This window comes from Vibrio sp. A8-1 (assembly GCF_013048685.1).
In the GTDB taxonomy this organism is placed as follows: domain Bacteria; phylum Pseudomonadota; class Gammaproteobacteria; order Enterobacterales; family Vibrionaceae; genus Vibrio; species Vibrio metschnikovii.
The window spans coordinates 13,758-31,462 of sequence record NZ_VHTC01000006.1 but is presented as its reverse complement, the minus strand read 5'-3'; the positions used below and the strand labels follow the sequence as shown (position 1 = coordinate 31,462).

16 protein-coding genes are annotated in these 17,705 nt (G+C 44.5%); 8 read left to right on the top strand and 8 right to left on the bottom strand.

Features of this window, described 5'->3' with window-relative positions; translation table 11 throughout:
* Positions 1–66: 66 nt before the first annotated feature.
* Positions 67–321, top strand: a complete 255-nt coding sequence (locus FKN93_RS04685) for a DUF1289 domain-containing protein (RefSeq protein ID WP_040904252.1) — start codon at positions 67–69, stop codon at positions 319–321.
* Between the two features lie 191 nt (positions 322–512).
* On the opposite strand, the gene FKN93_RS04680 is transcribed toward FKN93_RS04685, so the two are convergent.
* Both FKN93_RS04680 and FKN93_RS04675 read right to left on the bottom strand, forming a co-directional pair.
* Positions 513–731, bottom strand: a complete 219-nt coding sequence (locus tag FKN93_RS04680) for a hypothetical protein (protein ID WP_004395125.1) — start codon at positions 729–731, stop codon at positions 513–515.
* Between the two features lie 202 nt (positions 732–933).
* Positions 934–2,190, bottom strand: coding sequence for an aromatic amino acid transport family protein (locus tag FKN93_RS04675; protein ID WP_004395126.1), 1,257 nt, complete (start codon positions 2,188–2,190; stop codon positions 934–936).
* A gap of 401 nt (positions 2,191–2,591) precedes the next feature.
* On the opposite strand from FKN93_RS04675, the gene FKN93_RS04670 reads away from it, so the two are divergent.
* Positions 2,592–3,455 (top strand): DMT family transporter, encoded by an 864-nt coding sequence (locus FKN93_RS04670; RefSeq protein ID WP_040904794.1) that lies wholly within the window; start codon positions 2,592–2,594, stop codon positions 3,453–3,455.
* 97 nt (positions 3,456–3,552) lie between these two features.
* Here the strand turns inward: FKN93_RS04670 and FKN93_RS04665 are convergent, their stop codons facing one another.
* Entirely contained in the window at positions 3,553–4,932 is a 1,380-nt protein-coding gene (locus FKN93_RS04665) for an L-cystine transporter (RefSeq protein WP_004395128.1), read from the bottom strand.
* Positions 4,933–5,203: 271 nt separating this feature from the next.
* Positions 5,204–5,893: an NAD(P)H-binding protein gene (locus tag FKN93_RS04660; RefSeq protein WP_170904585.1), complete on the bottom strand. Its 690-nt coding sequence runs from the start codon at positions 5,891–5,893 to the stop codon at positions 5,204–5,206.
* Positions 5,894–6,185: 292 nt separating this feature from the next.
* Here FKN93_RS04660 and FKN93_RS04655 point away from each other — a divergent pair, with 292 nt between their 5' ends.
* From FKN93_RS04655 to FKN93_RS04630, 6 genes are all read left to right on the top strand, one after another.
* Positions 6,186–7,214, top strand: coding sequence for a succinylglutamate desuccinylase (locus FKN93_RS04655; RefSeq protein ID WP_170904584.1), 1,029 nt, complete (start codon positions 6,186–6,188; stop codon positions 7,212–7,214).
* Between the two features lie 70 nt (positions 7,215–7,284).
* The gene (btuC, locus tag FKN93_RS04650; RefSeq protein WP_040904257.1) at positions 7,285–8,280 is read left to right on the top strand and encodes a vitamin B12 ABC transporter permease BtuC; all 996 of its coding nucleotides are present in this window, start codon (positions 7,285–7,287) and stop codon (positions 8,278–8,280) included.
* Positions 8,267–9,022: a vitamin B12 ABC transporter ATP-binding protein BtuD gene (gene btuD / locus FKN93_RS04645; protein ID WP_004395132.1), complete on the top strand. Its 756-nt coding sequence runs from the start codon at positions 8,267–8,269 to the stop codon at positions 9,020–9,022. Before btuC ends, btuD begins: the two co-directional genes overlap by 14 nt.
* Positions 9,023–9,393: 371 nt before the next feature.
* A complete protein-coding gene (locus FKN93_RS04640; RefSeq protein ID WP_004395133.1) occupies positions 9,394–10,116 on the top strand; it encodes a TetR/AcrR family transcriptional regulator in 723 nt (240 codons plus the stop codon).
* 39 nt (positions 10,117–10,155) lie between these two features.
* The gene (locus tag FKN93_RS04635; RefSeq protein ID WP_154167986.1) at positions 10,156–11,274 is read left to right on the top strand and encodes an efflux RND transporter periplasmic adaptor subunit; all 1,119 of its coding nucleotides are present in this window, start codon (positions 10,156–10,158) and stop codon (positions 11,272–11,274) included.
* An 8-nt stretch (positions 11,275–11,282) separates the two neighbouring features.
* A complete protein-coding gene (locus FKN93_RS04630; RefSeq protein WP_170904583.1) occupies positions 11,283–14,357 on the top strand; it encodes an efflux RND transporter permease subunit in 3,075 nt (1,024 codons plus the stop codon).
* Between the two features lie 100 nt (positions 14,358–14,457).
* On the opposite strand, the gene FKN93_RS04625 is transcribed toward FKN93_RS04630, so the two are convergent.
* From FKN93_RS04625 to FKN93_RS04610, 4 genes are all read right to left on the bottom strand, one after another.
* The gene (locus FKN93_RS04625; protein ID WP_154167990.1) at positions 14,458–15,036 is read right to left on the bottom strand and encodes a nucleoside triphosphate pyrophosphohydrolase family protein; all 579 of its coding nucleotides are present in this window, start codon (positions 15,034–15,036) and stop codon (positions 14,458–14,460) included.
* Positions 15,037–15,254: 218 nt separating this feature from the next.
* Positions 15,255–15,605, bottom strand: coding sequence for a DUF2750 domain-containing protein (locus tag FKN93_RS04620; RefSeq protein WP_004395137.1), 351 nt, complete (start codon positions 15,603–15,605; stop codon positions 15,255–15,257).
* A 116-nt stretch (positions 15,606–15,721) separates the two neighbouring features.
* The gene (locus FKN93_RS04615) at positions 15,722–16,282 is read right to left on the bottom strand and encodes a DUF1415 family protein (RefSeq protein WP_115342677.1); all 561 of its coding nucleotides are present in this window, start codon (positions 16,280–16,282) and stop codon (positions 15,722–15,724) included.
* A gap of 216 nt (positions 16,283–16,498) precedes the next feature.
* Positions 16,499–17,695: an MFS transporter gene (locus FKN93_RS04610; protein ID WP_158138529.1), complete on the bottom strand. Its 1,197-nt coding sequence runs from the start codon at positions 17,693–17,695 to the stop codon at positions 16,499–16,501.
* Positions 17,696–17,705 lie beyond the last annotated feature (10 nt).

The window sequence follows — 17,705 nt, the reverse complement described above, 5'->3', positions numbered from 1 at the left end:
ATCATGAGCTAATCGCTAACCGAATTGTTTATGGGGTCAGATAGGGCATAAAACAATGGAGTGGTTATGGAGCAATTGGAGTTTTTCCAGATCCCAAGCCCTTGTGTGGGTGTCTGTAGCGTGGATGAAAAAGGCTATTGTCAGGGCTGTATGCGTAAAAGAGAGGAACGCTTTACGTGGTTAGATATGACGCCAGCTCAGCAACTGCATGTCATTCATCTTTGTCGGCAACGTTATCGGCGCAAACAACGATCGCAGCAAAGTCAAGCCAATAAGAGGATGGAAATGGCTAACGAGGATCGACAAAACGAACTGTTCTAGTCGCTCGGCTTCGTACTTTTAGGTGAATGACATTCGATGAACGGCGGTAAAAAGTGTCACATGAAATTCATTTCTAATCACACTATGGTTGGCAATACCCTAAGGACGACTATCTGCACATCCAATCGAGTTCGACGTTTGGCCTTCGCATCGGTAGGGTATCAGCAATAAAGTGGTTCGCGAGAGTCGGACTATTTATTATCCCAGTTATCGCTAACCCATCCACCGGCATGCTCATCAAAATGCAAACCTGAGAAAATCCGTTTCGGTTCTTGTTTCGGTTGACTGGTTTTGTTGTGAATTAATGTATTGATGTATTGCGCCATAGGATCGGCATTGGTGGGAGAGGTGTTGCGTTTTGCAACTTCTTTAATCATTTGCAGACGCGAAGTTGCGCTAGAGCGTTTCATGGAATAGCCTCCTAATGTGATGAAGATTACATTACAAGGTACGACCTGGTTAAATATTAGTCAACAAGTTCTGCGAGTATTTTAACTAAAGTATGATGATGATTGATCTTACCCCTTGATAAATAAGTCGCTTCTCCATCACCATAACACGCCCCTCTCCACCGATGAGATTCCAGTGGAGGGGAGGAGATGTCACCGAGACTTAATGGAGTAAGCGATAAAGCAAAGCAGAGACTGCCATCATGCCAATGGCAAATACAAAGTAAGTGCTTAGGTGTTTTTTATAACCAGTGAGAGCGTTAACACGATAGACGGCAATCATTGGCATGATAAATAAAATTAACGCGATAACGGGCCCAGATAACGCTTCCATCATACCTAAAATACTTGGATTGAGTATTGCCGCTACCCAAATAGTCACAAATAGAAATCCAATCCCTAATTTATTAGCCTGAGCGTAATTCAGAGAGCTGTGCTTAGTCAGTAATCCATTTAAGCTTTCACGAGCCCCTAAAAAATGCCCTAAGAAAGAGGAAGTAATCGCAATAAAAGCCACCAGTGGGCCGAGCGTTGCAATAAACGGATTATCAGTCGCGTTCGCTAAGTAAGACAAAATAGATAAGTTTTGCGTCTTAGCGTCAAGGAGTTGCTCTGGGGATAGCGTTAACACACATGAAAAAACAAACAGCAATACAAAAGCAATCAGCACTATGCTGGTGCGTTTTAGTATCTGTTCACTTTTCTTTAAGGCTTGTTGCCGATAATAGCGTCGCTGCTTATGAGCAAAACTCGAAATAGCCGCAGCATAACTGAATGAAAAAACAATCACCGGCACTGATAGCCAAGCGGTATGAATAAATTCCCCAGCACTCGGCAGAGCAAGAGAAGGCAGATGCCAGCGTGGAATTAAATAGAGTGATAGAGCGGCTAAAATGGCCGCGAGAGGATAAACCATGACGGCAAATGTGCGTAACATGATTTTTTCACCGCTGAGCATAATCGCAATCAAGCCACTGACAAGAACACCGGACAGTAACCAACGAGGCAGAGCGCTGAGCTGTGCTTGGTTAACCCAGAAACTATCAACAGTATTGGTCAGTCCCACGCCATAGATCAATAAGATAGGGAAAATAGACAGAAAGTATAACCAAGCAATGGCTCTGCCGGCCGTGACTCCAAAGTGTTCTTCAACCACATCCGTAAAGTCACTGTTAGGATGAGCAGAAGATAAAACGAATCTTGCTAGGCCGCGATGAGAGTAGTACGTCATTGGGTAGGCGAGAAGCGCCATAATCAATAACGGCCAAAACCCACCAAGCCCTAGATTAATGGGTAAAAAAAGAATGCCAGCACCGACGGCGGTACCAAATAAGCTGAGTGACCAATAAGTGTCATGTCGATTCCAGGCGGTCTTTTCTGGAGTGATGCTGAAATGCAATGTTTCTTGGGAGTCTTTCACTGAAATTAGAGCCATAAAGAAATGATAATGTGGTAAAACTTATCACATTTAGTGGATGAAGGCTTTTTGTGGTGGTGGTCACATTCACTGATTAATCCTAAGTTGCCGGCCCAATGGAACTATGTAAAAGTGAAAATATTGGTTTTTTATTCTAATTTAATTGTTTTTATTGGTTTTTAATTTCTATTTTAAGTTAATTTTTAGAGTTGTATGAATGTGAGAACGGCTGTTCTTGATGATTCAGATATCGAATCAATCTCTATTTATGTGTCGCTTGCAGATGGGTTGTTAACACGTTATAGCAAAGCTAAATCATTGATATTTAGTCGATGAAGAGTGGTTTTATTTTTACATTTGGCGCACAATCTGTTCACTCTTTCCTGCCTTTGTGTGACCTTACCATGATGGTTAAATTTCGCGCTGAATCGATTTTTGTATTAACAACATTGCTCGCCGCTGCGGGTTGGGTGTTTTCAAAACAAGCCATTGAAGAATTACCACCGTTTGGCTTTATTGGCTTGCGATTTATTACCGCTTCTCTGATTTTACTGCCGTTTTGTTTCCCTGCTTTAAAAAAAGCCTCTCGACAAGATTGTCTGCGCGCAATGGGGGTTGGCGTCTTTTTAGGGGGTTCGCTTTTTTGCTGGATACATGCGATTTCATTAAGTCCCACCTTGGGCGAAGGCGCATTCATCATGAGTTTGTCGATGCTATTTGTGCCTTTACTTGCTTGGCCGCTACACGGCAATCGACCGAATCGAGCTTTTTGGCTGGCTTTTCCAATTGCAGTATTAGGATTGTTTTTGCTCTCTTGGAATGGCGCTTGGCAAATTGCGGTCAATCAGTTGTGGTTTTTAGCGGCGGCGATGGGGCTGGCATTACATTTTAACTTCAACAGTCAATACTCCGCAAAATTGCCCGCAATGTTATTAACCACGTTACAGCTTTTTACTGTCGGTTGTTTGGGGGTATTGCTCTGTTGGCTCTTCGAGCGTTGGCCAGAATCGGTAAGTATTATGACTTGGAAGTGGTTTGCATTGAGTGTGTTATTGGCCACGAGCTTGCGATATCTGATGCAAACTATTGGTCAAAAGCATGCTAATCCGACCAATGCAGCTTTATTAATGTTATTGGAACCTGTGTGGACATTGATTCTTAGTATGCTGGTTTATGCGGAAACCATGCCTTTGAATAAGATCCTTGGTTGTGCTTTGTTACTTTCGGCGTTAGCACTGTATCGTTTAGGGATCCTGCGTTGGCGATAATTAACACGACAATTAAGTCATCATTGATAGAAAAAAGATACAAAAAAGCCGACTAATATACAGGTCGGCTTTTTAGTGTTTAAGCAATCGTTAATGATTAAGACGCTTGGGCACTTTGTGTTTCAGCTTCTGGCTCATGAGTTTGCTTCATGAGTCGACTGGTGATGGTACCCGCTGTCATTGATCCTGACACATTAAGTGCAGTACGTGCCATATCAATCAAAGGCTCAATCGAGATAAGCAGTGCTGCGATTGTCACAGGTAATCCCATCGCTGGAAGTACAATCAGCGCGGCAAACGTTGCGCCACCACCGATCCCAGCAATACCAAACGAGCTAATGGTGATCATGGCAATCAATGACAAGATGAAATGGATATCCAGAGGGTTGATCCCCATTGAGGGAGCAACCATCACCGCGAGCATTGCTGGATAAATTCCGGCACAGCCATTTTGTCCAATTGTCGCTCCAAACGAGGCTGACAAGTTAGCAATCACTGGTGGTACATTAAGCTTAGTGATCTGAGCTTCGACGTTTAATGGAATGGTGGCCGCCGAGCTACGTGAAGTAAACGCGAAAGTCAGTACTGGCCAAATTTTTTGGAAATAGGTTTTAGGGTTAACGCCAACCAAGGCAACCAGTAAACCATGTACAACAAACATCAAAGCAATCGCGAGGTAAGAAGCGACGATAAAGCCGAGCAAGTTTAAAATATCGCTCGCGCTTGATGTTGCAACCATTCTCGCCATCAGTGCGGCAATACCGTAAGGTGTGAGGGCGATGATCATTTTAACCAAGCGCATCACAATGGATTGCAGTGCATCAACAAAGAGGCGAATAGGCGCTTCAAGCTGTTCTTTCTCTTGCATCACTTTACGTGCAGCAATACCAACTAAGATACCGAAAATAACCACTGCGATAATTGAAGATGAACGGGCGCCAGTCAGATCAGCAAAAGGATTCGATGGAATAAAGCCGATCAGCATTTGCGGAATGGTTAAGTTAGCGACCGTTGATGCGCGGGATTCAAGTTGTCCCATCCGAGCAACTTCACGTGTCCCTTCGGTTAGCCCTTCTGCGGTTAAGCCAAACGCATGAGTGATCAAAATACCAATCAAAGCGGCAATCGCTGTTGTGAACAGCAAAATTGAGATGGTGAGAAAAGAGATTTTACCCAATGAACCGCTGTTATCCAGTTTCACCACGGCAGAAATCATCGATACTAATACTAATGGCATGATAACCATTTTCAGTAGTTCGACATAGCCGCTGCCAACAATGGAAATCCATGAAAGTACATCACGGATAATAGGGCTGCCTTCGTTAAAAATAAGCTGAAGGGCAAGTCCAAATACACTACCAAGCACTAGACCTAATAGAACTAAGCGCGATAACGAATGGCTTTTTTTCTGTTGACCAAACAGGAACAGCAAAATACCGACAAATACCGCGAGCATAGCGATAGCTGCAACTGACATAATAGACATCCTTAACAGGGATAAAACAACACTTAATTTAACCTTGCAGAAAGTTAAGTCCATTAACGTTATCTGGTAGCGTGATCCATTGCATTTAAGCTGCTACAGCTCTGCGCCGATAAATGGTGTAGGTATAGAGGTAATAAGACCGGCTGAGCATAGCGTGATCTAAATCAACCTTAAAAGACCAAAACGGCATAATGTAGAACAAATAGTTATTGAGCACTTTATTTGGCTGTATTAGCATCAGCATGGTGATTAGGTGATCTATTTATTGGTATTTTTTGACCAGGTCGTGCATCGCTACGGAGTGTAAAACGGTGACTCGTTTGGTTGATTGATCAAATAAAGCGTATAAAAGTGCTTGAGCGACCTTATCGGCGTCAATCGGGATCAGGTTTTTCAGACGACCAAATAGAAAAAATTGTCCTAATCTCATCACTCGTTGTAGCCAAATTTCATCATTTCGCGGCTGTTCACGTTGGCCGACTAATGGACCTGGACGAACAAACACTAGATGATCAAACCCAAGCCGACGAATGGTTTCTTCCATGCGTCCTTTGCAGCGTAAGTAATGAGAGCGGGCACTGGGATTGGCTCCGTAGCTAGAGACAATCGCAAGCCGAGTCACGCCCAAGATTTTCATACTGTGCGCCACCTGACAAACCAATTCAAAATCCACTTTCTCCAAAGCGTGTTTAGAGCCGGCTTGCTTAAGCGTTGTGCCGAGCGCGATAATGCCATACTGAGGGCGAGGCTGCTGCTCAGGCCAGTGGGTAATACTGAGTTCAGAATCAATCAACTCGGTTAATTTAGGATGAGGCAGCGATAAACTCCGTCGATTCAGTGCATAGATATGTTGGATGGCAGGTTCAGCTAATAAGCGTCGTAATACGCAAGAGCCGACTAAGCCGGTGGCGCCTGCAATCATGATCACCGGGTCTTGAGTTATGTTATTCATACTGATTCCTAAAATTCGTCGCTATCCAAAGTGTGTATCCCCTTCGTGCTTGAAACTGCAACGCCAAGTCGTTTGGGTGTATGCTGATCATATCAAGTGGTTGACTATCAGCACGAATAACCCAACTCTAGTGCATTAGCAATATTTAGTGTTAGAATTCGGGGAGTTAAATCCGTTTGTGATGCTTACTTGCAGGTTATTCAGCGTTCGGGTTTTGATAAGTGAGATCCTCTCTACATAAATTGGCTAAACAATTCTTTACCATACCCGCTGTGCAATAAAGGAGTAGCGCATGACGACATCCCTCTTTCGCCGATCTTTTCTTTTCGATAGTTTGGATATTGACCAGCCGATGGTCAGCGAAGAAATCACCACTCAAGCCGGCGTCCGACTTAAACTGTGGCAACGTGGTGTTCTTGAAGTATTACCAGCACACTATTCTGCGGATAGTAAAAATATCGTCATATCCTGTGGTGTGCATGGTGATGAAACGGCGCCAATGGAGCTGGTCGATAAAATTATTGATGATATCGTCAGCGGATTTCAACGTGTGCAGCAGCGCTGTTTATTTATTGTCGCTCATCCACAAGCCACTTTGCGCCATACCCGTTTTATAGAAGAAAATCTCAACCGATTATTTGATGATAAGCCTCATGCTGCGAGTTTAGAAGCGGATATCGCTACCAACTTAAAAGCGCAGGTCAGCCAGTTTTTTAATAAAACGGCACCAGAGACTCGCTGGCATCTCGATTTACACTGTGCGATTCGTTTGTCAAAGCATTATTCATTTGCTGTCAGCCCGAAAACTCGTCATCCAGTCCGTAGTCGTGCTTTGATGGCATTTATCGAGAGCGCACACATTGAAGCCGTCATGCTTTCTAATGCTCCTGCAAGTACCTTTAGCTGGTTCAGTGCCGAGCATTTTGCTGCGCAAGCGATGACTGTTGAACTCGGTCAAGTGGCAAAACTGGGTGAAAATGATTTGGCACGCCTTGCCGCATTTGATCTCGCATTACGCGATTTAATCGCGGCAGAGCAGTCGGAACATTTAGCCAAGAAAACCATTATGTATCGAGTGAGTCGAACGATTGTTCGCTTACACGAAGATTTTGATTTTCGCTTTGGTGACGATGTAGAAAACTTCACCTCTTTTATGCATGGGGAAGTATTTGGCCATGATGGCGATAAACCCTTAATGGCGAAGAATGAAGGGGAGGCGATCGTGTTTCCCAACCGCAAGGTGGCGATTGGTCAACGTGCTGCCTTAATGGTTTGTAAGGTGGATACTCGATATGAAGATGATCAATTGGTCTATGATTAAGTAAAGCACTTGAGCTTCAATGGGGTTAACGATAAGGTTAGCCCCATTATTTTTTTATGCTGTTAGGCCGATGAACTTCAACCAATTAATTGCCAACAAACAGCGCCGCTGGCGATGGGTGATTGGTAGTTTTACTTGCCTGTTATTCATATTAAGTGCGACTTATTTAATGGTCGGTGAGCGTTTTATTGGGCTGGGTTCAGGTTGGACGATTCTTGAACAACAATTAGTTTTAGAGTTACGCCTACCTCGTTTACTGGCTGCGATTGTTATCGGTAGCGCACTGGCCTTGTCGGGAGCTACGTTACAGGTGCTATTGGGTAATGTATTAGCCGAACCGGGAATCTTGGGGATTTCTGGTGGTGCCAGTGTGGCGATGGTGATTGTCTTATTCTTTTTTCCTACCTTTGCTACGCCATCGCTGTTTATGTTAGCTGCCGTGATGGGCGCGTTAGTTTTTACCTTTCTTTTGGTATCGATTGCCAAGCTGACGAGTTTAACCACTACGCGTCTTTTACTGGTTGGGGTTGCTTTAGGCATCCTGTCCGGCTCGATAGTGACATGGGCTTTTTATTTTAGTGATAACTTGAGTCTAAGGCAGCTGATGTATTGGCTGATGGGCAGTTTAAGTGGTGTCAGTTGGTATCAACATGCTCTGTCTCTTTTGGCGTTACCCGTTATTATTTGGTTACTGTTTCAAGGACGATCTCTTGATCAATTGATGCTAGGTGAAACTCATGCCAAACAACTCGGATTAGACGTAATAGCAATACGTTGGAAATTGATTGTTGCTATCTCATTATTAGTTGGTGTGAGTGTTGCTTTAGCTGGCATCATTGGCTTCATTGGTTTGGTTATTCCACATTTGTTGCGTCTTGTATTGGGGAGTGAGCATCGCATGTTGTTGCCTGCTTGCGCTGTGTGTGGTGCTCTGCTGCTGGTGGCGGCTGATATGTTGGCAAGGCTTGCTCTTACGTCCGCCGAATTGCCTGTTGGTGTGGTGACGACAACCATTGGAGCCCCCATCTTTATTTGGATGCTGGTGAGAAGTCATGATAAACGTTAGTCATTTACACGTTGGGCAACGTTTACTGCCGCTCTCTTTTCAATCGGTAGCCGGAGAAGTGCTGCATGTGATTGGTCCTAATGGAAGTGGTAAAAGTACTTTATTAGCAGCGATAGCTGGGATGATCACTAGCCAAGGTTCGGTGCAGTTAGACGATGTTGATTTATTGTCACTCTCATTACCCGCACAAGCTCAGGTTCGTGCCTACTTATCGCAAAGTGATAAACCTGCTTTTTATCTTGATGTGTTTCAATATTTAGAGTTATCCCTTCCCCAAGGGGTCAGTTATCAGGAACCTCGAGTCAGCGAAGTACTACAAGAATTGGTCACACTGCTGGGTTTACAAAATAAGCTCTATCGTTCTATCCACCATTTATCGGGTGGAGAGTGGCAGAGGGTACGTTTAGCGGGTAGCTGCCTACAAATTTGGCCGACATTAAATCCATTTGGCCGATTACTGATCCTCGATGAACCTGCGGCTCCGTTAGATATTGCGCAAGAGCGACTGTTGTACGATCTCATTCAGCGTATTGCCAGTGATGGCATCACGGTCATTATGGCTAACCATGATTTAAATCGTTCGTTGCGTTATGCCGATAGGGTATTGCTATTGGATAATGGGGTCATGCATTCATTGGGTGAACCTCGGCAAGTGTTAACAGCCGAGCATATCCAACACGTTTTTCATACCGCCGTTCAACAAGTGGAGATTGCAGGGCAGCCTTATTTAGTCTTTGATTGATGGTGGTGCATCAAGCACCATCGTGGTTCAATAATGATTAGCCTTTGGCAATGGCGCTTTATGAAAATCCTTTATAAACAATAAGATGGTTGATTGTAAAAACTTGGCATGCCAATCGCATTAAACGTATTGATACATTCTCGTTCTTGTTAGACTTTGATAGTCTTTAGCCACCTTGCCCTTAAGGTGGCTTTTTTTATGCTTTTCCCTGCCTATTCTTGCTTATTTCATCGATGGGGAGTCATTGATGAGAATGAATGATGTTGCAGTTCACATTTTGATACAAATTGTGAACTAAGTGTGAACAATGAAAATTGATCGCTTTTTGAATCAAGTTCATAATCTGTTTCCCATTCAAGTATGGTTTGATTATGACAACATCAGAAAGAAAGCTTCGTGAGCGACAAGAAAGAGAACAACTGTTCTTAATGACCGCTTGCGACATGATTGAGCAAGATGGATTCTTGAATTTACACATGGCGAAATTGGCTAAGCAATGTCAATACGCGACGGGGACGCTCTATCAACATTTTGCAAGCCGAGAGGATTTATTGGCCGCTATTGTCGGCTTAAAGGCAGCGGATAGAACCGAACGTTTTGAATGTATTGCTCAATTGGAGGTCAGTGGGCGCGATAAAATGTTGGCTTTAGCGATTGCCGATCGTTTATTTCAACTGCGTTATCCGCAACATGCCAAATTAGAACAATACGTTTTTACGGAAGCAGTATGGGAAAATGTCTCTGTCACTCATAAGCAGAAAATTTTCCAATCCTGTAAACCAATTGGCGAGATCGTCAGTAGAATAACCCAAGATGCGCTTGATTGCGGTGAGCTGCCTGATTATGGCTATCACGCAATGGATCTCTCTTTAGCGCCTTGGGCGCAGTGTCAAGGCCACCATGCTTTGGTTAATGCCGATGGCTTACTAGAGGCATTAGCGGTATCACCTAATTCGATGCAACTTTATCGTAACATCACGATGCTACTTAATGGGATGGAGTGGCAGCCCTTATTATCACTGGAGGATAACGTTATTTTACAAAAAGTAACGGCATTGAAAATCGAACTAGAAAAGTATCCTGCTTTTCACTAACCCTTTTTATTTTTTAGGATCAACCAGCAAGGAGTTTTCATGTTAAAGCGCATGATCCTGATGTTAATCGTCAGTACGCTGATTTTTGGTGGCATTTTTGCCTACAAAGCGGTCGGCAACCATTTTATGAATCAATTTTTCGATAACATGCCGATTCCACCGGTAACCGTGACGGCTAGCGAAGTCACCACCGATGAATGGCAGCCCTTTGTCAGTGCAATTGGTAGTTTTGTCGCCGTTAATAGCACCGATTTAACCACTGAAGCGAGTGGTATCATCAACGGTATCCATTTTGCTAACGGTAGTAATATCAAAAAAGGGACGCTACTTGTCACTTTGGATGATTCGGTCGATAGAGCGGAGCTAAAAAGATTACAAGCCGTTGAAGAGTTAGCCAATATCGAGTTAACGCGTTATCAGCGTCTGTTCCGCGAGAAAAATGTCTCTGAGTCAGAGCTGCGTCGCAGTGAGAGTGAAGCCAAGCAAGCGTCTGCCGCAGTAGAAAGCCAACGAGCTCGGATTGCACAAAAGACCATTCTTGCCCCTTTTGATGGTATTGCTGGATTGCGCCAAGTCAGCTTGGGGCAGCTACTGTCTCCGGGTAGTGTCGTTGTCTCGTTACAATCATTTGCCCCAATTTATCTCAACTTCACTTTACCCGAGCAGCAGTTGGCTAATATTCGTCTAGGAGAAAGCGTGCAAGTCAACGTTGATTCCGTTGCTGGCCGAGTTTTCACCGGAAAAATTACTGCTATAGCGCCTTCAGTTCGCGAAGCAAGTCGAAGTATTGAAGTGCAAGCCACTCTGGATAACCAAGATCTCGCATTGCGTCCAGGTATGTTTGCTCGCGTGCAATTGGATACGGGGAAACCACGTTCAGTTAGCTTAATTCCGCAAACCGCGATTCAGTTTAACCCTTATGGTAACTCAGTATTTGTGATTGAAGAGCAAGATGACAAGTTAGTGGTACAACAACGGTTTGTGCAAACGGGTGAGCGCCGTGGCGATCTAATTGCGGTAGAACAAGGCTTAGAGGTTGGCGATCGGATTGTCACTTCCGGCTTACTCAAGTTACGTAATGGGTCACAAATCATAATTAGTGACAATCCGCGTGTTCAACCGAGTGCGGAAGTGAACCCATCACCCGCGAATCAGTAGGAGTATTCATGCGTTTTACTGATGTTTTTATTAAAAAACCGATCTTAGCGTCGGTGGTGAGCTTATTCATTATCTTACTTGGTTTACGAGCCATTATGGATATGAATGTTCGCCAATTCCCTGAGATCCAAAATGCGGTGATCAGTGTCAGTACCACTTATGTCGGAGCTGATGCGGATCTTATCCAAGGTTTTATCACCACACCATTAGAGCGGGAAATTGCCGCAGCAGAAGGGATTGATTATTTAGTCTCTACCTCGGTCGCGGGTAATAGTACCATCGAAGCGTATTTACGCCTCGATTACGATCCTAACCAAGCGTTGACGCAAATTGCTGCTCAGGTGAATAAGGTTCGCTCAGAGTTACCGGAAAACGCTCGTGAACCGGTGGTGACCTTAAAAGTCGGCGAAAGTGTCGCGGCGATGTATTTGGCGTTCTACTCAGAAGTATTGGGTGATAACCAAATCACCGATTACTTAGTTCGAGTTGTAGAACCTCAGCTATCGACCATTCCTGGCGTGCAACGAGCGGAAATTCTTGGTGCACGTACGTTTGCTATGCGAGTCTGGCTAGATTCAGTCAAAATGGCCGCGTATGGTTTAACGGGGAGCGATGTCGCGACGGCGTTACGCAGTAACAACGTATTAGCGGCGTTAGGTCGTACTAAAGGGCAGATGGTCGCTATTGACTTAACGGCGGCGACTGATTTACGCGATGTTGAAGAGTTTAAACAACTGGTGGTCAGCAGTGACGGTCAAAGCGTTGTTCGTTTAGCCGATGTTGCAGAGGTTGAATTAGGCGCTGAGAACTACGAGAGTTCGGTGAGCTTTAATGGCTTAGCTGCAACCTTTATTGGTATCGAAGTCTCTCCGGATGCGAATGCGTTGGATGTGATCGCTGATGTTCGTCAAGTGTGGGATCAAGATATTATTCCTCAATTGCCTCAAGGACTTTCTGCGTACATCGCTTATGACTCGACTGAATATATCGAAAATGCCATTGATGAAGTAGTGATGTCGATTATTTTGGCGTTGGCAATCGTTGTTTTCGTTATTTATGCGTTTTTAGGCTCATTTCGCTCGGTTATCATCCCTGCGGTGGCGATACCTGTATCGTTGATTGGTACTTTTTTCTTGATGTGGTTGTTGGGTTTCTCTATCAACTTACTGACGCTACTGGCGATGGTACTGGCGATTGGGGTTGTGGTCGATGATGCGATCATCATGCTCGAAAACATTCACCGTCATATTGAAGAAGGTAAAAGTCGTATTGATGCGGCGATCCAAGGGGCGCGTGAGCTTGCATGGCCAATCATTACCATGTCAACGACCTTGGTTGCGGTTTTTCTACCGATCGGTTTTGTTGGTGGTTTGACGGGCGTATTATTCGTTGAATTTGCGTTTACTCTTGCAGCATCGGTTATTCTATCGGGTATTGTTGCGTTAACGTTATCGCCAGTAATGTGTGCTTATATTCTTAAGCCACACAGCAGCGATAACAAAAAAGAGAAATCGCTTGAGCAGTGGTTAGATAAGCAGTTTGACCGATTACATCATTCGTACCAACGCACGCTGCACAGCTTACTGGATAGTAAGAGTGTCGTGTTAACCTTTGGTGCGATTGTACTGGTTTCTTGTTACTTCTTGTTTATCACCAGCCCTTCAGAGTTAGAGCCACCAGAAGACCAAGGTTTCGTGTTCTCTATTTTGGAAAGCGATAGCTATCATACGCTGGATGCACTGACAAAAAGTACTCGAGAACTGGATAGATTGGTTGATGATGTGGAAGAAATTGAGAACGTCTTCATCATTAATGGGTTGGGTGGAACCAACACGGCCATTGCTGGGATCGTGTTAGCGCCTTGGGAGCGTCGTGATAGGCTCACTCACGATGTGCTGGCTAAAGACATTCAGCCTTTTCTTGCTCAGCAACCCGGGCTCAATAGTTTTGCTTTAGTGCCACCGTCACTGCCCTCTCCGGGTGGGGGCACGCCGGTTGAATTTATCATCGGCTCAACTCAACCTTTTGAAGCACTGCAAGAGGTGGTACAAGAGATCTTAGGCCGAGCAATGGCGAGCGGACGTTTTATCTTTGTTGACAGCGATTTGAAAATTAATCGTCCTCGACAAACCGTCGAAGTGGATCGTGAAAAAGCGGCGCTGATGGGCGTGTCGATGCAGCAAATTGCCGCTGACTTAGGCAGTCTGCTGTCTGGCGCTGATACTGGACGCTTCTCACTGGATAACCGCTCTTATCGCGTGATTCCACAGGTTGAGCGCAGCGAACGTCTTAATCCAGAGCAGTTGACTAACTATTATACCCGCAACCAACAAGGGGAGTTAGTGCCACTGTCTGCCTTAGTGACGCTGAGTGAATCCGTTCAGCCACAAGCTCTACGTGGATTCCAACAGCTTAATGCGGTGAAAATTTCTGGTGTGCCACGTCCGGGTGTTCCGCTCGGTGAAGCGTTAGCCGTACTTGATAATATTGCGGCAGAAGTGATGCCTGCTGGGTTTAGCGTCGATTATTCCGGACAATCTCGTCAATATAAGAGTGAGGGGCAGCAACTGGTTGTGACGTTCTTCTTTGCATTGATTGTGATTTTCTTGATCCTTGCCGCTCAGTTTGAGTCATTTAAGAACGCGATCATTATCATGGTTACCGTACCGATGAGTGTGTGTGGCGCATTGATTTTTACCAGCCTCGGTTTCACCAGCATCAACATCTATACCCAAGTGGGTTTGTTGACGCTGGTCGGATTGATCGCTAAACACGGTATCTTGATTGTGGAATTTGCCAATCAATTACAAATGGATGGTAAGAGTAAGCGCGATGCGATTGAAGAAGCCACCGCGATTCGTCTACGACCTATTTTGATGACGACCGCGGCAACCGTATTGGCAATGATCCCACTATTAATTGCGACCGGTGCTGGTGCTGGCTCTCGTTACGCGATGGGCTTAGTGATTGCTAGTGGCATGTCGATTGGTACGCTGTTTACCTTGTTTGTTGTTCCGGCCATGTATTTACTGTTGGCTAAAGATTTACACCAAGGTCAAGTTGAGTCAGAGGCCTCAGCATAAGGCGATGGTGATTAATTCAGTCTAATAAAATGGCCGTCTCGTTAAAGAGACGGCCATTTTTATATTGGATAGCCTTAGACAACACAATGATCGAATCAGTTTACGATTGGGTTAGCGCTGCTAAGTTCGCGGGACGATAATACACCGATTTTAGCACCTTACCTTGACGAATGGTTTTGCCTTCCATCACGACATCCTTAGCACATTTAGCAATGATGTAATCGCCTTTTTGTACTGCCGTCAGCGGGATATTTTGTTTGGCGTAAAACGCTTCAGTATCGATAAACTCTTGCTCGTTACGACAGACTTTGCTCATGTTTGAGGCATGCACTTCATCCCAGCAGGGAAGAAAATCTATCCCACGATTAACGGCAACATTTAACAGCAAATCAATAAGATAACTGATTGTTAGGTTGTCGGTAATCTGAGTGTGCCCCAAATGCACCAGGCGTCCCATTAAGACATAGACGCTATCAACAATCGCATCGGCTTGCTCGGTTTTACAGTCAGCTTCTGCCAGCTCAGTCAGCTCTTCAATAATTAAAGACGTATGCAGGGTATCGGCTTGGCTATCTAAGCTCGATGGATCAGCGACAGGGAGATCAAACGTATGACGAAATTCGCTAATATCACGATAGAGGTGTTGGTAGATATCTTCAGTCAACTTAGATAAATGCATGGTTTAGTCCGTGGTTGAAATAGTTTAAAGAGTGTATAGATAGGCGTTAATGGCAGCCGTTTAATCACCCACTTGGTTAATACCGTGGTGATTGTTGCTTCTCGTAAACGAACGACAATATCGGTCGATAGGAGAGCGAATAGTATTGGTTTAGCGCTTAGCGTTGAGGCATAAAAAGAGACAAGACGCGATCAGCGCCTTGTCTATGATCACTGGGATTATAGGTATAGCTTAGCCAGTTCAGAAGATTCCATCTCTTTACCGTCTAGTGTGGCATTCCAGTTTGGCCCAATTAGCACGCCGTCTTCGGCTAAAGTGATTAACCAATCTTCGACAAAGATATCCAGAGGGATCTCAAGCACTTCAAAATCAGACCACTCTTCAACGTTATGCAGTTGAGCATCTTCTTTTGAAGACCAAAAAGGCATCACTTCACTGTCTTCAAACTCAGTCGATTCACAAGAAAGCCAGCCTTCTTCATTGCGTAGTCCCCATACCAATTTGTTTTCTTGGGACTCTTTGATGAAAAGATCCAGGTTCGCTTGAATATCTGCTGTTAATTTGCTCATTTTATTCTCTCACTAAGAATGATGCGACTAGAGTAGCATTTTCAAGGCATAAATCCCATTAAGATTTCGATAATATCCGGTCACTGGCGAAGAGTCATTCGTCGCTTTTCTCGCGCCTATTGATTAAATAAATAAGGGAAAAGCGCCTTGCGTTCAGCGGGAGAGAGCTGACTAACACGTTGAATATTTATCTCAGGAATCGCTTCTGGGTTCGGATAATGTTTCAGTACTCTTTCCATGCTCTGTTCACGGATTAAATGAAAGATAGGATAGGGTGAACGGTTGGTTAAGTTCTCATCATCTTCTGGGCAGGTTCCAGCAAAACAATAATGAGGATGAAAGGTCGCGACTTGGAAAATGCCTTCCCAGTCTTGCTGACGAATCAAGGCTTCAACCCAATCGATAAAAAAGTTGTAGTCCATAAAGTCATCTAACATATTAGGGACCACTACTAAGGTTGTCTCTAGCTCTTGTGCTTCTTTCGTATCCAGTTCGAGTAATTGATCAAGAATATCTTGTAGCAGCGCTTCTTCACGGCTCGCTTGACTAACGAAAATTTTAATCTGCTGATTGCGTTGAGGTTTTGCAGCAAATGGACATAAGTTTAAACCAATCACGACGTCATTGAGCCATTGATTGACATGTTCGGTAATCGTTGAGGGACTAAGTGTTGACATAATGGTTGAGCACATTGATTAATATCCCTTTACCACTTGAAGTCGCAGTAATGTTGGCGAGCTTCGTCAATTCCCATCAGCATCGCTGATTGATGCTGACTGGAATTGATTCACTGATCGCCTACCTATTGTTCCAAGTCGTTTGGGTATAGTGATGAATAAGCGTCTTAGCAGCGTAATACTACTCAGACATAGAGTAATATCAGATTGTATCGGTTACTTACTGTTGATCGCCACTTTTTCTTGCTTTGGGTATAGCTGCCAGCAAAGTAAGAACAAAATCAAATAACACACCGTGCCACCAAGAGTAACCATTACCCAGCCTCCCTGTTGCCAGCAATAGAGCAGGTAAAATCCGCCCAGACTACCCCCTACGTAGTAATGTACTAGGTACAGTGCGGTCGCGGTTGCTTTGGCTTGAACCGCTTTTTGACTGACCCAAGCATAAGCTAAGGTATGAGTGAAAAAAGCGCCGAAGCTTATCAAAAGTAAACCAAACACCATAAACCATAATGATTCGACGGCGGCTAGCCACATTCCGGCCATACTGACCATGGCACCAAGAATCATCCCGGCGACAGGATGATAATGCGATGTCCAGCGGTTTGTGAGTCGAGAGCTGATGGTGCCCGCGAGATAACAAAGAAAGATTAATGAGGCAATGCCAACGGGTAGCGCATACGGATCTGCGACTAAGCGAAAACCCATTACCGAATAGAGATTAACGAACAAAGCAAAGTTGGTGCCACCGATGAGCATGGCTAACCATAAGTTACGTTGTCTTAGATGAGATATGAGTGCTTGATTATGTTGTAAAAAACGCCCACGTTGTGGCGTAAAATGGTGTTGTACGGGCAAAGAAAAATAAACAATCAATGCGCCAAATAAAGTAAAGATAGCCATAGCAACGACGGCCGTTTGCCAGCCAAAAGCATCCGTTAACAACCCGCCAGCAATACGACCACTGATCCCCCCAAGTGAATTGGCGGCGATATATCCACCAATCGCTTTGTTAAACGCTTGTGGCGATAATTCTTCGACCATATAAGCCACCGCAACAGACGCAAAAGCGGCTAGGGCAATCCCCATCAAAGCTCGACTGATGATCAGTACCCATAATTGATCGCTCAATAGAGTGAGTAATCCAAACCATGGCATGGCAAACAGCCCGAGCAGCATCACCCCGCGACGGCCAAAAACTTCAGAACTGATCGCCCAAGGCACTAAGCTTACCGATAATGCTAACGTTGAGGCAGCAAACAGCCAGTTAATTTGTGTTTCTGACACCGCAAAGTGTTGAGCCAGATAAGGCAGCATTGGTTGGAAAAGATACAAGTTACAGAAGATCAAAAAAGATCCAAGTGCAAGAGCAAACGTAACTCGGCGATAGGCTGGGCTGTGTTGTTCAATCATACGTTTTATT

Bases quoted from the DNA above. Each gene is read 5' to 3' on its own strand.
- FKN93_RS04685 (WP_040904252.1), top strand. From the start codon at position 67: ATGGAGCAATTGGAGTTTTTCCAGATCCCAAGCCCTTGTGTGGGTGTC.
- FKN93_RS04680 (WP_004395125.1), bottom strand. From the start codon at position 731: ATGAAACGCTCTAGCGCAACTTCGCGTCTGCAAATGATTAAAGAAGTT.
- FKN93_RS04670 (WP_040904794.1), top strand. From the start codon at position 2,592: ATGATGGTTAAATTTCGCGCTGAATCGATTTTTGTATTAACAACATTG.
- FKN93_RS04665 (WP_004395128.1), bottom strand. From the start codon at position 4,932: ATGTCAGTTGCAGCTATCGCTATGCTCGCGGTATTTGTCGGTATTTTG.
- FKN93_RS04660 (WP_170904585.1), bottom strand. From the start codon at position 5,893: ATGAATAACATAACTCAAGACCCGGTGATCATGATTGCAGGCGCCACC.
- FKN93_RS04655 (WP_170904584.1), top strand. From the start codon at position 6,186: ATGACGACATCCCTCTTTCGCCGATCTTTTCTTTTCGATAGTTTGGAT.
- btuC (WP_040904257.1), top strand. From the start codon at position 7,285: ATGAACTTCAACCAATTAATTGCCAACAAACAGCGCCGCTGGCGATGG.
- btuD (WP_004395132.1), top strand. From the start codon at position 8,267: ATGATAAACGTTAGTCATTTACACGTTGGGCAACGTTTACTGCCGCTC.
- FKN93_RS04640 (WP_004395133.1), top strand. From the start codon at position 9,394: ATGACAACATCAGAAAGAAAGCTTCGTGAGCGACAAGAAAGAGAACAA.
- FKN93_RS04635 (WP_154167986.1), top strand. From the start codon at position 10,156: ATGTTAAAGCGCATGATCCTGATGTTAATCGTCAGTACGCTGATTTTT.
- FKN93_RS04630 (WP_170904583.1), top strand. From the start codon at position 11,283: ATGCGTTTTACTGATGTTTTTATTAAAAAACCGATCTTAGCGTCGGTG.
- FKN93_RS04625 (WP_154167990.1), bottom strand. From the start codon at position 15,036: ATGCATTTATCTAAGTTGACTGAAGATATCTACCAACACCTCTATCGT.
- FKN93_RS04620 (WP_004395137.1), bottom strand. From the start codon at position 15,605: ATGAGCAAATTAACAGCAGATATTCAAGCGAACCTGGATCTTTTCATC.
- FKN93_RS04615 (WP_115342677.1), bottom strand. From the start codon at position 16,282: ATGTCAACACTTAGTCCCTCAACGATTACCGAACATGTCAATCAATGG.
- FKN93_RS04610 (WP_158138529.1), bottom strand. From the start codon at position 17,695: ATGATTGAACAACACAGCCCAGCCTATCGCCGAGTTACGTTTGCTCTT.